The sequence below is a fragment of the Collinsella sp. An307 genome (assembly GCF_002161805.1).
Taxonomy (GTDB): Bacteria; Actinomycetota; Coriobacteriia; order Coriobacteriales; family Coriobacteriaceae; genus Coprousia.
The window spans coordinates 109512-123361 of the sequence record NZ_NFIP01000005.1; the positions used below are offsets into that span (position 1 = coordinate 109512).

Annotated in this window: 11 protein-coding genes and 1 riboswitch; of the genes, 7 read left to right on the forward strand and 4 right to left on the reverse strand. The window is 64.2% G+C overall.

Annotated elements, in window-relative coordinates:
* Positions 1-24: 24 nt before the first annotated feature.
* Complete coding sequence (locus B5F89_RS05595; protein ID WP_239286685.1) at positions 25-450, forward strand: GNAT family N-acetyltransferase; 426 nt, start codon at positions 25-27, stop codon at positions 448-450.
* Positions 451-579: 129 nt separating this feature from the next.
* Positions 580-1755, forward strand: a complete 1176-nt coding sequence (locus B5F89_RS05600) for an MFS transporter (RefSeq protein WP_158098424.1) — start codon at positions 580-582, stop codon at positions 1753-1755.
* Here the strand turns inward: B5F89_RS05600 and B5F89_RS05605 are convergent.
* Positions 1733-2746, reverse strand: a complete 1014-nt coding sequence (locus tag B5F89_RS05605; protein WP_087430814.1) for a DMT family transporter — start codon at positions 2744-2746, stop codon at positions 1733-1735. The genes B5F89_RS05600 and B5F89_RS05605 overlap by 23 nt on opposite strands.
* 172 nt (positions 2747-2918) lie before the next feature.
* On the opposite strand from B5F89_RS05605, the gene B5F89_RS05610 reads away from it, so the two are divergent.
* Positions 2919-3155, forward strand: coding sequence for a PDDEXK nuclease domain-containing protein (locus tag B5F89_RS05610; RefSeq protein ID WP_204230588.1), 237 nt, complete (start codon positions 2919-2921; stop codon positions 3153-3155).
* A gap of 120 nt (positions 3156-3275) precedes the next feature.
* On the opposite strand, the gene accC is transcribed toward B5F89_RS05610, so the two are convergent.
* The 3 genes from accC to B5F89_RS05625 form a co-directional block, all read right to left on the reverse strand.
* Positions 3276-4631: an acetyl-CoA carboxylase biotin carboxylase subunit gene (accC, locus tag B5F89_RS05615; RefSeq protein WP_087430816.1), complete on the reverse strand. Its 1356-nt coding sequence runs from the start codon at positions 4629-4631 to the stop codon at positions 3276-3278.
* Between the two features lie 15 nt (positions 4632-4646).
* Positions 4647-6554, reverse strand: coding sequence for an acetyl-CoA carboxylase biotin carboxyl carrier protein (gene accB / locus B5F89_RS05620; RefSeq protein ID WP_204230589.1), 1908 nt, complete (start codon positions 6552-6554; stop codon positions 4647-4649).
* A 218-nt stretch (positions 6555-6772) separates the two neighbouring features.
* Positions 6773-8149, reverse strand: a complete 1377-nt coding sequence (locus B5F89_RS05625) for a D-alanyl-D-alanine carboxypeptidase family protein (RefSeq protein ID WP_087430817.1) — start codon at positions 8147-8149, stop codon at positions 6773-6775.
* A gap of 235 nt (positions 8150-8384) precedes the next feature.
* On the opposite strand from B5F89_RS05625, the gene B5F89_RS05630 reads away from it, so the two are divergent.
* From B5F89_RS05630 to ispF, 4 genes are all read left to right on the forward strand, one after another.
* The gene (locus B5F89_RS05630; protein ID WP_087430818.1) at positions 8385-11150 is read left to right on the forward strand and encodes an ATP-dependent Clp protease ATP-binding subunit; all 2766 of its coding nucleotides are present in this window, start codon (positions 8385-8387) and stop codon (positions 11148-11150) included.
* 101 nt (positions 11151-11251) lie between these two features.
* The gene (disA, locus tag B5F89_RS05635) at positions 11252-12316 is read left to right on the forward strand and encodes a DNA integrity scanning diadenylate cyclase DisA (RefSeq protein WP_087430819.1); all 1065 of its coding nucleotides are present in this window, start codon (positions 11252-11254) and stop codon (positions 12314-12316) included.
* Positions 12316-13095 (forward strand): 2-C-methyl-D-erythritol 4-phosphate cytidylyltransferase, encoded by a 780-nt coding sequence (ispD, locus tag B5F89_RS05640; protein ID WP_204230590.1) that lies wholly within the window; start codon positions 12316-12318, stop codon positions 13093-13095. The genes disA and ispD overlap by 1 nt, the downstream gene beginning before the upstream one ends.
* 13 nt (positions 13096-13108) lie before the next feature.
* Positions 13109-13585 (forward strand): 2-C-methyl-D-erythritol 2,4-cyclodiphosphate synthase, encoded by a 477-nt coding sequence (gene ispF / locus B5F89_RS05645; protein WP_087430820.1) that lies wholly within the window; start codon positions 13109-13111, stop codon positions 13583-13585.
* A gap of 95 nt (positions 13586-13680) precedes the next feature.
* Positions 13681-13796: riboswitch (TPP riboswitch) on the forward strand.
* Positions 13797-13850: the final 54 nt, after the last annotated feature.

Consider the following 13850-nt stretch of genomic DNA (forward strand, 5'->3'; position numbering starts at 1 on the left):
GTTCAAGGGGACCGAAAACGGTATATGTCTCTGCTGTTGTTGGCAGATGAGCAGCCGGAGATGGTGGCTCGCTATATCGACCGCGGCCACATGTGGGTGTTCACACCAGAGGACGCGCCGGAGGGCGTCGTCCCGGTAGTGGCGGAGTGCCTTGTGACCGACGAGGGCGAGGGTGTGCTGGAAATCAAGAGCCTTGCGGTGGAGCCGGCCTATCAGGGGCGCGGTTATGGCCGGGCGCTCATCGAGCACGTTGCGGCAACATATGCGGGACGCTATCGCACGCTCCAAGTAGGCACGGGCGACAGCCCGCTTACGGTGCCTTTTTACGAGCGATGCGGCTTCAGCCGGTCGCATGTAGTGCCCAACTTCTTTACCGACAACTACGACCATTCCATCTACGAGGCGGGCGTGCGCCTCGTAGACATGGTCTATATGAGGCGGCAGCTCTGAGCCTATAATGGGCTGCGGAGGCGAATGCATGTGAGCGGTACTCCCGGCAGGCAGACAACTCATCCAAAGCTCAATGGCCCAGATGCTCCTGTAGCAGGGCTCGCGCTGCGACAGGAGCACGTTGTTGTCGTGCTTGGATTCTGCGGACTTGTTTCCGCGGCGGACAACTGGTTTGTCTCGCCGGCGCTTCCCGCCATCGCAAACACGCTTGCCGTAGCGCCAACGGCCGCAGCCATTATCTTGACGGCCTATCTTGTTCCCTATGGGGCGCTGCAGCCGGTATGCGGCCGTATCGGTGACGGCGTGGGCCGCCTGCGCCTGCTGCGCATTATCGTGCTTGGGCTTTGTGCGGGCACATTTCTCTGCGCCTTGGCGCCTAATCTGTCCCTTCTTGTAGCGGCGCGTATCATCACCGGCTGCTTTGCGGCGGGAATCATCTCGGTCTCACAGGCGTTTGTGGGCGATGTGGTGGGTCCCAAGCACCGCGCCGGCGCGGTGGGCATCCTCATGGGCATTACCTTCACGGGGCAAGGGCTCTCGGCGGGGCTCGGCGGCATCCTCACCGATCTGGTGGGCTGGCGCGCGGCCTTTGCTGCATTTGGCATGCTGGCGGCTCTCGCCTGGCTCGGCTTGTTCACGTTGCGTGATACTGGACGTTCCCCTGCGCGAGATAGCGTTCACCCGAAAGCGCAGGCCGGCAAACACCTGCCGCATATCAACCCTGTCAGTTCGTTTTTCCGGGACGCGTGGCGCATCTTCTTTAGTCCACATCGCGCGGTCTTTTTGCTCGCCTGTTCGACGGGTTTTCTGTTCCTCGGTACGTACGGGCTGATGGGAACCTTTCTTTCTGAGGTTTGCGGGCTCACCTCCACACGGGCAGGCTTGGTGATGATGCTCTACGGCTTCTTCTGCCTGATTGGCGGCGCACTCGCCGGCAAACTCGGCGGCGCGCGCGGGCTCGGCGGCGTTATCTCTGTCGGCGAGTGCGCGGGCATGGTGTCCGCAGCCACGCTTGTCCTTTCGTGCGCCACGGGCTCGTGGATCCCATCACTTGTGGCGGCAGCGAGTCTGGGCTTGGGTTACATCTTGGTGCAGCCCACGCTTGTGACGCTCTCCATGGACGCGGACCCCGCACAGTCGGGACTTTGCACAGGGCTCATAGGCTTTGCGGTCTTTGCCTGCGGCGGCGTCGGCCCTGCGGTGGGAACCGCAGTTGTTTCCTGTAGCGGGTATGCGCTGCTCTGGATGCTGGTGCTTCTGTGCCTTGGACTTCAGGCTCTTATCAGCCGGCGCGTTCTGCGCTAGGGGAGGGGGCGGCATCACCTTCCGGCCGATTAACGATAACAATGCCGAGGGCAATGAGCACCAAGGCGAATGCGGTCTGCAGCCAAGGCAGGGAGGCTCCCTCGCCAAGAAGGATGCTCGAGAGCACCACACCAAAGACCGGGTTCATAAAGCCAAAGATTGCCACGCGCGAGGTTGGGTTGTACTTGAGCAGAATCGACCAAAGCGAATAGGCTACACCTGATACGCAGGCAAGGTAGAGAACCATGGCAATGCCTGCGGGGGTGAGGCGCGGAAGGTTCCCGCCGAGCGCCGCGCCCGCCAAGGTGAGCACCGCCCCGCCGAGCACAAATTGGTAGCCGCTGAGTGCTACGGGATCCTCGCGCTGGGAGTAGGCATGGATGAGGGCGGACGAGACAGCGTAGGAGATAGCGGCGATAAGGATGAAGCCCTCGCCCGTGAGCGTGACGGCGCCGCCGCTATCACCGCCGGTGAGGTTGACGATAACGACTCCGGCAAATCCCACGGCGCAGCCGAGGACTTTCCGCGCGGTGAGCCGTTCTTGCCGGAACACGAGCGCTGCCACCAGTACGCAGAGAAACGTATTCATGGCGTTGACGATTGAGCCGCGCACGCCGGAGGCGTTGGAGACGCCGATGTAGAAGAAGGCGTATTGCACGATGGTTTGGGCGAGCGAAAGCCTGATGACGAGCGGCCATCCCGCGCGCGAGACACGGGGTAAGCGGTGTCTTGTTATCGTCGCGGCGGCAAGTGCGATGGCGCCCGCGAGCATAAAGCGCACGCCGGCAAAGAGAAACTCCGACGGCACGTCACCGTCTTGGATGCCGAGCAGCCCGTAGCCAATCTTGATGCAGGGAATCGCGCTGCCCCAGAGCGCGCAGCAGATGAGGGCAAGTGCGGCCACACACCAGGTGCGTGTGAGAACGGGGCGCGCGGAGTTGGTGCGGACATCGTAAGAGTTGATATCGAGCGCGGATGAGGGTCTGGACATATATCTCCCAAACGAAGCGAAGCGGAAAACGCCTCTATGGTACGCTCATTTTTGTGCCCGCACGCGTTGTTAGCATAGAACGCGTCATGGAACATTAGAGATTATTCTCTCAATTCATCAGTTGCGACTGACGGATTCCGGCGTGCGCTCCTCAGAGGACTTTCTCTCAACGTTGCCAAAGGGTCAGCTGGCGCTGTGCGCTATCGCCACGTTCAAGGACGAGTATCTGCTCGACTTTATCAATGTTGAGGAGCTCGGGGTGCGCGATGCGAACGATATCGACGAGCGTGTGCTGGAGCAGGGCATCGTACAGAACATCAAGCAGTTCATCATGACGTTCGGCAAGGGTTTCTCGTTCGTGGGGAACCAATACCTTTTGAACGTCGCGAGCACGAGAATCCCTCCATAGGCCTTGTGATGCACTGCTCGTCAGCGGCATAACGAAAGGTCGGTCCATCAAAAGGGCGCATCCCCGTCCGTGAAGCGGCGAGGACGCGCCCGTTGATGGACCGACCGTTATGGGGCGGCGTTATGCTAGGAACTGCGGCATGTGCGTGGGGATGAAGTCCGTGTACACGATGCCGGCGGCGTAGTCGGGCTCACGAACGACCGCGCGGTGGAACGGCAGCGTCGTCTTGATGCCCTCGATCTCAAACTCGTCGAGCGCGCGCTTGGCACGGGCGAGTGCGGCCTCACGGGTGGGACCCCACACGATGAGCTTTGCCACGAGCGAGTCGTAGGTCGGAGGAATCGTGTAGCCCTCGTAGACATGGGTGTCCACACGCACACCGGGGCCGCCGGGGAGGCGCAGCTTTGTGATCGTGCCGGGGCACGGGCGGAAGTTGTGCTCGGGATCCTCGGCGTTGATGCGGAACTCGAAGGCGTGGCCGTCCGGCGTGTCGATGCCGCCGTCGGGGATGGTCATGGGCTCGCCGGAGGCGATGCGCAGCTGCTCGCACACAAGGTCGGTGCGGGTGATCTCCTCGGTCACGGGATGCTCGACCTGGATGCGGGTGTTCATCTCCATGAAGTAGAAGCTGCCGTCCTCGTCGAGGAGGAACTCGATGGTGCCGGCGTTAGTGTAGCCGGTGGCGCGCACGGCCTTGACGGCAGTCTCGCACATCTGGCGGCGAAGCTCAGGTGTGAGCGCCGGGCTCGGCGCCTCCTCGCAGAGCTTCTGGTGACGGCGCTGGACGGAGCAGTCGCGCTCGCACACGGCGGCGGCGTGACCGAAGTTATCGGCCATGACCTGCACCTCAACGTGGCGCGGGCGGGTGATGAGCTTCTCGAGGTAGACCTCGTCGTTGGCAAAGGCGACGCGCGCCTCGGAGCGGGCGGCGTTGTACTCGTGCTCGAGATCGGCGGGGTCGTGGACCTCACGCATGCCCTTGCCGCCACCGCCGGCGCTCGCCTTGATGAGGACGGGGTAGCCGACCTCCTCGGCAAACTTGGCGGCCTCCTCAACGGTCTCGACGGCGCCGTCGGAGCCCGGGACGGTGGGAACGCCCGCGTTCTTCATGGTCTGCTTGGCGTTGGACTTCTCGCCCATGCGGTCGATGACGTCCGGATCGGGGCCGATGAAGGTCAGGCCGTTTTCCATGCACTTGCGCGCAAACTCGGCGTTCTCGGAGAGGAAGCCGTAGCCGGGGTGCACGGCTTCGCAGCCGCGGGAGACGGCGGCGCCCACGAGGCGTGCCATGTCCAGGTAGCTCTGGGCAGAGGGGGCGGGGCCGATGCAGACGCGCTCGTCGGCCTCCTCAACGGCGGCGGTGTTGCGGTCCGCGGTGGAGTAGGCGACGCATGCCGTGACGCCCAGGTCCTTGCAGGCGCGCACAACGCGCAGCGCGATCTCGCCGCGGTTGGCGATGAGGATCTTCTTGAACATGTCTCTCGCCTGCCTTTACGCCGTGGGCTCGAGGTAGAAGAGCGGCTGGCCAAACTCAACGGGCTCGGCGTTCTTGCCACAGACCTCGCGGACGATGCCGTCCTCCTCGGCGGTAATCTCGTTCATGAGCTTCATGGCCTCGACGATGCAGAGGGTCTGACCGGCCTTGACCTCGTCGCCCACCTTGACAAACGGATCGGCGTCGGGCGCGGGGGCCTGATAGAACGTGCCGACCATGGGGCTCTCAACCGCCTTCCAAGTGGCAGGGCGATCGGTTGCTGCCGCAGGGGCGGGAGCGGCGGGCTCGGCGGCCGCAGGGGCTGCAGGCGCGGCGGGTGTGGGCTCTGCCGGGGCGACAGGAGCGGCGGGCGCGGGCGCGCCGGCGGTCACGGCAACGGGCTTCTTGATGGCAACCTCGGTGGTGCCGTCCTTGATGGTGACTTCGGCGACGGAGCTGCCGTCGAGGGCCTCGATGAGGTCGCGGATCTGGGAAACGTTCATATCGGTATCCTCCTCGGTGTCGGTGCCGGCGGGCGCTGCCGTGTCGGCGTCAATGGGTTGGGTGATGTCGCGCAGGGTCCCTGCGGCGCGCTTCTCAAACAGGGCGCGTGCCTCGTTGGGGAAGAGCGCGTAGGAGAGCACGTCCTCGTCGGACTGAGCAAGGTCGCCAATCTCGGCCTTGGCCTCGTCGAAGGTCTGCAGGTGCACGTTCTTGGCGTCCTCCTGCAGCTTCTTGACGTCGACGTGGCCCAGAATCTTCTCGCGGATGCCCTCGTCGATGGGCGCGGGGGTCTTGCCGTAGAAGCCCATGAGGTATTCGCGCATCTCGGTCGAGACAATCTTCCAGCGCTCGCCGGTGAGTACGTTCATAACTGCCTGCGTGCCCACGATTTGGCTCATGGGGGTCACGAGCGGCGGGTAGCCGACCTCTTTGCGCACGCGCGGAATCTCGGCCACGATCTCGGGCAGGCGGTCGTGCATGTTCTGCAGGTCGAGCTGGCCCACGAGGTTGCTCATCATGCCGCCCGGAATCTGGTGCTTGTAGATGCGCATGTGGGTGAGCGTGGTGATGCCCCTCTGGTGCTTGCCCGCCTTGCGCACGCCGTCCCAGTAGTCGGCGATCTCAAAGAGAAGGTCGAGGTCGAGCCCGGTGTCAAAGGGCGACCCGCTAAACGACGACACGGTCATCTCGACAGCCGGCTGCGAGTTGCCGAACGCGAGCGGCGCATGGGCGCAGTCCACGATCTCGGCGCCCTCTTCGGCTCCGCGCAGATAGTTGGCGCTCGCCATACCACCAATGAAGTGGCAGTGCATGTGCACGGGCAGGCCGATCTCGGTGCGCAGGGCGCTGACAAGCTGGGCAGCACGATACGGCACCAGAAGGCCGGCCATATCCTTGATGCACAGCGAGTCAGCGCCCAGCTCGGCGAGCTGGCGCGCATAGGCGATGTAGCTGTCGAGGGTGTGAACGGGACTGCGCGTATAGGAGATCGCGGGTTCAAAATGCGCGCCGACCTTTTTAATAGCCGCCGCGCAGTCACGGATGTTATCTATGTCGTTTAAGGCATCGAAGACACGGAAGACGTCGATGCCGTTGGCGTGGGAACGCTCGATGAAACGCTCCACCACATCCGTCGAGTAATGCTTGTAGCCCACAAGGTTCTGGCCGCGGACGAGCATGGCGAGGCGCGTGTTGGGGCAGCGCTCCTTAATCAGACGCAGCCGCTCCCAGGGATCCTCGTCCAGAAAGCGCAGGCACGTGTCGAAGGTAGCGCCTCCCCATGCCTCGATAGCCCAATAGCCGACTTCATCCATCTTGGGCAAGATGGGCAGCATCTCTGCGGTGGTCATGCGGGTCGCCCAGAGGGACTGCTGACCATCGCGGATGGTGGTGTCCATGATGCGGAGACGGTTTCCAGCCATAAGCCCTGCCTCCTCTCGTTGTCGTGTTCCATACCGTATTGTTAGGGCGCGAACGCCCGAAACGCCGATGTGACAACGCATCGCTTTCACTCTAGACCCACATCTTCGTGCGGGGCAACGGTTGTCTGGCGAACGGTAGGGGCTTTGAGGGGAAGGGTCGTCGGGCGTGTTCGAACGACAGGCGACGGGGCTGAGGATTGCTCCGTAGGGGCCGAGGCTTATTTGAAGTGCGCCCCGCGGGGAATCTGGGGCCCGTCGGTCGGGGTGCTGCCAGCGTCACCCTGCGCCGCGCGGCGGTGCTTCACGATGGCGCGCACGATGAGCGAGACAACAACAAGGCCGACGATGCCGCCCGCCACACACCAGGTGAGCGGGTTTTGGATGATGCCGAGGGCGGTGTTGCGGATCTGCGCGAGGGCGGAGAGCTCCACGTCGTTGGCGGCAACGAGCGAGACCTCGCCCAAGACCTCGCCGTCAAGGGTATAGGTTGCCTTGCCGAGCTCGTCACCCTCTTCATACGGCGCAACGAACTCCTCGGGCAGGTCGTAGGTGACGGTAATGGCTGCCGGGTCGGTATCTGCCGGCAGGAGCTTGGAGAGGCCGCCGGCCGTCTCGATGCCGAGCTGCTCGTCTTGATGCGCGTCGGTAACGTCAACGGTTTCCACCGGGGTATCTGCGGCGACGATTTCCTGCACCGACCACTCGGCATAGGCCCACTCAAAAAGACGCTTTGTCTCGGTGAGGCTCGCGGGAATCTCGGCGTCCTCGCAGCCGAGCACAATCGAGTAAAGCGTGATGTCGTTCTGGTTTGCTGCGGCGACAAGGCAGCGGCCGGCCTCGGTGGTGTTGCCGGTCTTGATGCCGCGCGCCGGAGCGTAGTAGACCTCGGAGGCGCTGTTGAGAAGCAGGTTGGAGTTACGCAGCGTCCGCGCGTCCTGCACGTTGGTCGCGGGCATCTCGTAGGAGGGCGTGGCCACGATCTGGGCAAACGTGGGGTTCTCCATGGCCGCCTGCGTGATGCGCATGAGGTCGCGCGCGGTCGTGTAATGGGCGTCATCGTGCAGACCGCAGGGGTTGGCAAAGTGCGTGCCGGTGCAGCCGAGCGCTGCGGCGCGGTCGTTCATCATCTGGACAAAGCCGTCGACGCTGCCGCCCACGGCGCGGGCGAGGATGTAGGACGCGTCGTTGCCGCTGGGGAGCATAAGGCCATAGAGCAGCTGCTCGATGGTGAGCACCTCGCCGGGCTTGAAACCGGCGACCGAGCTGTCGGCGGTGACGTGGTCAAAATCCGCCTCCTCGACCGTGACCTGCTGGGCGAGGTCGGCGTTCTCGAGCACCACGAGCGCCGTCATGATCTTGGTGGTGGAGGCGGGATAGCGCGTCTCGTCGGCGGCGACCTCGTAGAGGACGGTGCCGCTTGCGGGCTCCACAACCAGTGCGGACGCGGCGGCGATGGCGGGATCGGTGAGCGCTGCAGCGCAGACGGGGGAGAGCGCCGAGAGCGCAAGGCTGAGCGCGCAGAGAAGCGCCGTTGCGCGCAGGCGGGCGCGTGTGATGAGATGGTGGCGCGAGGGGGTGCGATTGAGGTGCGACATGCCGGCCTTTCTGCCGAGGTGAGATATGGGCACATTGTAGCGGAGCGCGTTGACAACTGCGGCGCTCTTATAGTGGCGCTGCCGTATGAGATGCGTGTCTATTTGCTCAATTGCCACAGAATAGGTTATGATTCCTCAACTCTGGGTACACAGCAGACGTTCAACTACGAGTGATAGGGCATATCGGGTCCGTCCGCGCTGCGCGGACCGGTCCCGCACGTAAAAGAAGGTACCTATGCTGGATAGATTCACCGATCGCGCACGGCGCGTCATGGCGATCGCCAAGCAGGAGGCGCTCGCTCTCGATACCACCAAGGTTGGAACCGAGCACCTGCTGCTCGCGCTCGCAAAAGAAGACGAGGGCATTGCTGCCGAGGCACTGCGCTCGCTCGATATTGCCTACGACGAGATTCTCGAGGAACTCAAGAGCTCCTCGACAACGAAGGGCGTGCCCGAGGGGGAGCCCGCGGGCACGGTCGACACGGTTGTGGACGGTCCCGAAGGGGCTGCGGATGCCGCGGATGCTTCGGATGCTTCGGACAAGGCCGATGCCGAGGCGACTCAGGCTGAGGACGCCCCCGAGCCGGCGGCTGCCGCATCGCGCCAGAAGCTCGCCTTCACGCCGCTGGTCATCTCTGTTATGGAGCGCGCCTTCCGCATCGCGCGCGAGAACAACCAGACCTACGTCTCCACCGAGCACCTGCTCCTCGGCATGATTGACGAGGCGCAGTGCCGCGGTATGGATCTGCTCATGCGCCTTGGCGTCACGGCGGCGTCCGTTCGCCAGGCGGTCGAGAAGCTCACGGCCAAGGACCAGAGCGGCAAGCGCCCCATGGCGGGCGCCGGCGCCGGCAGGCCCGGGGCGGGGCTCCCGTTCTTCTCGGGTACGGCCGCCCAGGGCAAGGGCGACGAGGAGGCCTCGGCGCTCAAACGCTACGCAACGAACCTCACCGAGAAGGCGCGCGAGGGCGGGCTCGACCCCGTCATCGGCCGCGAGAGCGAGATCTCGCGCATGATGGAGATCCTCTCCCGTCGCACCAAGAACAACCCGCTCATCTTAGGCGACCCCGGTGTGGGCAAGACCGCCATCGTCGAGGGCCTCGCGCAGGAGATTGCTGCCGGCAACGTGCCCGAGAACCTTATGAACCAGAATATCTGGTCGCTCGACCTGCCCGGTCTTGTGGCGGGCGCCAAGTACCGCGGTGAGTTTGAGGAGCGCCTGAAGGGCGTCATCCAGGAGGCGACCGACGCCGACGACGCCATCCTCTTCATCGACGAGATGCACACTCTCATCGGTGCCGGTTCCGCTGAGGGCTCCATCGACGCGAGCTCGATGCTCAAGCCCGTGCTCGCGCGCGGCTCCTTCCAGATCATCGGCGCCACCACGGCCGAGGAGTACCGCAAGTACCTCACCAAGGACCCGGCGTTTGAGCGTCGCTTCCAAACGATCGATATTCCCGAGCCGAGCGTCGAGGACACCATCAAGATCCTGGAGGCGCTCCAGAGCCGCTACGAGGAGCACCATCACGTGCGCTACACGCGTGCTGCCATCGAGGCCGCCGCGAGCCTATCGGCCCGCTACATCCAGGACCGCTACCTGCCCGATAAGGCAATCGACCTTATTGACGAGGCGGGTGCTCGCGCGCGTATCGCCAAGAACCGCGCTCCCGAGGACGTCCGCGCCGCCGAGGCGCGCGTGACCGAGCTTGCGAGTCAGGCGGAGGATGCCACCGAGCATGACGACATGAACCGCGCCGCCGAGCTCAAAGAGGAGCAGAGGACGGCCGAGATTGCCCTTTCTGAGGCGCGTGCCGCTTGGACGGCCGAGATGGACGCGAGCCCGCTTACCATCGATGTGGCCGAGATTGCCGACATCGTGTCCGCTACCTCCGGCGTGCCCGTCTCGTCGCTCACCGAGGACGAGAGCCGTCGCCTTTTGCAGTGCGAGAGCGTCCTCAAGACGCGCATCATCGGTCAGGACGAGGCCGTCGCCGCCGTGGCGAAGGCCATCCGCCGCAGCCGCTCGCCGCTCAAGGACCCGCGCCGTCCCGGCGGCTCGTTCATCTTCCTCGGCCCCACGGGCACAGGTAAGACCGAGCTCGCCAAGACCCTCGCCGAGTACCTCTTTGGCAGCAAGGACGCGCTCATCAGCTTCGACATGAGCGAGTTTGCGAGCGAGTACGAGGTCTCCAAGCTCATCGGCTCGCCTCCGGGCTACGTGGGCCACGAGGAGGGCGGCCAGCTCACCAAGGCCGTGCGCCGGCACCCGTACTCGGTCGTGCTCTTCGACGAGATTGAGAAGGCGCACCCGGATATCTTCAACATCCTTCTGCAGGTGCTTGACGAGGGGCGCCTGACCGACGGCCAGGGCAAGACGGTCGACTTCCGCAACACGGTCATCATCATGACCTCTAACGTGGGCGCGCGCGAGATTGCCGCCACCTCGAGCGTGGGCTTTGGCACCACAGGTGAGGCGGGGCTCAGCTCGGGCGAGATCAAGAGCAGGGCGATGGGCGAGCTCAAGCGCCTGTTCCGTCCCGAGTTCTTGAACCGCGTAGACGACATCGTGGTCTTCCAGAAGCTCACGGGTGAGAGCCTGACCAAGATTGCCGAGCTCCTTGTCGACGACCTGCGCCAGCGTCTCATCGCAAACGGCATGAACATCCGTCTCACCGATGCGGCCATCGCCAAGATCGTCTCCGAGGGCACCGACCTCACCAACGGCGCGCGCCCCTTGCGCCGCGCCATCCAGCGCCTCATTGAGGACCCGCTCTCCGAGGAGCTCCTGGCGGGCGAGTGGGGAGCCGGCGACACGGTCGTTTGCGATGTGGTGGACGATGCGTTTGTGTTCACCCATGGCACGGGTGAGATTCCCGCCCCGCGCGAGAGGGGTGCGCTTGGGGCGAGCTTTGAGCCCGCGCCGCGCTCCGGCGGCGGTGCTCCTGCACTTGCAGCCGGTGGCTCCGGTGGCGCCGTTCAGACGGGCGCCGGATCCCGATAAAACTTTTCGATAAAACGCCCTCGTGCCGTTTCGGCCGGGGGCGTTTTCATGCGACAATATGGGTAACTGTGATGTTTTACGTATGAGATGGGAGTAGCACGTTGGATAAAGAAGAGCTCAACAAGCGTATGGACGAGGCGATTCGCCTGACCGCCCCGGGGCAGCCCATCCGCGCCGCCCTCGACATGATTATTGCCGGCCACCTCGGCGCCCTTATCTGCGTGGGCGACGAGGAGAGCGTGCTTGCCGCCGGCAACGACGGTTTTCCCTTAAACATCTCGTTTACGAGTAACCGTCTCTTTGAGCTCTCCAAGATGGATGGCGCTATCGTCATCGACGGTGACGTGACCCAGATTCTGCGCGCAAACTTCCATCTTAACCCCGACCCGTCGCTCGCTACGAGCGAGACGGGCATGCGCCACCGCACGGCCGCCCGCATGAGCGTGCTGACCGACGCAATTGTGATCTCGGTCTCGTCCCGCCGCGCCGTGGTAAACGTCTACGTGCACGGCAAGAGCTATCAGATTCAGACCGTACCCGAGATTATGAGCTCGGTGAACCAGCTCGTCTCGACGCTGCAGACCACACGCACCCAGCTCGACCGCAAGCTTCTGCACCTGACGGGCCTTGAGCTCGACGACTACGTGACGCTCGCCGACATCACCGATATCTTCTCGAGCTTTGAGATTCTCCAGCAGTCCAAGGCCGAGCTCAAGCGCTGCATCGTCAAGCTCGGCACGCAGGGCAAGATCGTGCGCATGCAGCTTGAGCAGCTCGCCGGCGAGTCCATCGACAACGAGTACGACCTTATGATCCGCGACTACGCGCGCGACTCCTCGGAGGAGAATGCACGCCGCATCCGCGAGAAGTTTGCCGACATGACCCCGCGCGACCTCACCAACCCGCAGCGCGTGGCCGAGGCGCTGGGCTACGACGACCTCGACGAGGATTCGGTCATGACGCCTCTGGGACTGCGCACGCTCTCCCAGGTCTCGGTCGTGCGCGACGGTGTGGCCGAGCGCATCGTCGACGAGTACGGGTCGCTCCAAGACCTCATGGACGATATCCGCACCAACCCCGAGCGCCTGGTGGACATTGGCGTTAACAACCCGACGATTCTGGCTGACTCGCTCTACCGCATCCAGGGCAAGCGGGGGAACGCCTGATGGAGGGCGTCGGCACCGCTCCCGTGACGGATGGCGCCGCGTCGTGCGCGTGTGACGGCGTGCGGGAGGGCGTCGCCTGTGCGGTGATTGTTGCCGGGGGTTCGGGCACGCGCTTTGGCAACCCCGGCGGCAAGCTTTTGGTCGAAGCGGCGGATAGACCGCTCATCGCTTGGACGCTCGCGGCGTTTGACCGCGCACGTACGATCGGCCATATCGTCATCGTCTGCCAACCCGCGCGCCGCCAAGAGATGCGCGAGGCCGCTATCGACCCCTATCCGCTTGCGACGCCGGTTGCCTTTGCGGACGCGGGTGCCGAGCGGCAAGATTCAACTGTCTCGGGCGTTGCAGCCGTTCCTGCGGGATATGACGTTATTGCCATCCACGACGCCGCTCGACCGCTTATCAGCCCGGCAACCATCGATGTGGCGGTGGCAGAGCTTCTACGCGACCCGCGCCGCGACGGCGTGGTCTGCGGACAGGCCGCCATCGACACGTTGAAGACGGTCGAAGAGCAGGAGGTGGGCACCCGCTTTGTCGACACCCCGCCGCGCTCGCGCTTCTGGTGCGTGCAGACGCCGCAGGTGTTTCGCACCCACGCGCTTGTGCAGGCTATCGAGCACGCAGCGGCGGACGGTTTTGAGGGAACGGACGACGCTTCTGTGGTGGAGCATGTGGGCGGGGTCGTTGTGGGCGTCGAGGCGCCGCGCGACAACATCAAGGTGACCGTTCCCGAGGACCTGCCGCTGGTGGAGGCGCTGCTGCGGGCGCGCACAAACTAAAAGGAGGATTGCCGTGCTGAGCATAGGACACGGATACGACGTGCATCGTCTGGTGGAGGGCCGCCGTTGCATCATCGGCGGTGTCGATATTCCGCACAACAAGGGGCTTCTGGGCCACTCCGATGCCGATGTGCTCGCCCATGCCCTCGCCGACGCGATTCTCGGCGCGTGCCGCGGGGGCGACATCGGCAAGCTCTTTCCCGATGATGACCCGGCTTATGAGGGGGCGGATTCGCTCGTGTTGCTCGGCCGTGTGATGGCCTATGCCCGTGAACGCGGCTATACCTTTGTGGATGCGGACTGCACTATCGCCGCCCAGGAGCCCAAGATTGGCCCGCATCGCGAGGCAATGCGCGAGAACCTGGCGCGCGCCCTTGGCGTCTCCGTCGAACACGTAGGCGTGAAGGCCACTACCACCGAGCGCCTCGGCTGGGAGGGCGAGGGCGCCGGCATTGGCGCATGGGCCGTATGTCTGCTTGACCACGCATAGCTGCACATTTGGGGACGGGGTCAAAACGTGCACAAAAACGCGTAAGAAAACGTTTTGATTGCCGCGCCCAGATGACGCCGCGCGCACTATCATAGACATCGATGCAGGGGTACCCGGCGCGCGGAAGCGCATGCCGAGTTGAGAGGGCGTTCTGCCCAACCCTTCGAACCTGTCAGGTAATGCTGTCGTAGGGAGCATGGACGCGAACACAAGGCGCTCCCTGGGGGCGTTGCCGTCTGCGGGCATCAGCGGAAGGCAACGCGTG

Coding starts and splice junctions, on each gene's coding strand:
- B5F89_RS05595 (WP_239286685.1), top strand. CDS start 25: ATGTCTCTGCTGTTGTTGGCAGATGAGCAGCCGGAGATGGTGGCTCGC.
- B5F89_RS05605 (WP_087430814.1), bottom strand. CDS start 2,746: ATGTCCAGACCCTCATCCGCGCTCGATATCAACTCTTACGATGTCCGC.
- accC (WP_087430816.1), bottom strand. CDS start 4,631: ATGTTCAAGAAGATCCTCATCGCCAACCGCGGCGAGATCGCGCTGCGC.
- accB (WP_204230589.1), bottom strand. CDS start 6,554: ATGGCTGGAAACCGTCTCCGCATCATGGACACCACCATCCGCGATGGT.
- B5F89_RS05625 (WP_087430817.1), bottom strand. CDS start 8,149: ATGTCGCACCTCAATCGCACCCCCTCGCGCCACCATCTCATCACACGC.
- B5F89_RS05630 (WP_087430818.1), top strand. CDS start 8,385: ATGCTGGATAGATTCACCGATCGCGCACGGCGCGTCATGGCGATCGCC.
- ispD (WP_204230590.1), top strand. CDS start 12,316: ATGGAGGGCGTCGGCACCGCTCCCGTGACGGATGGCGCCGCGTCGTGC.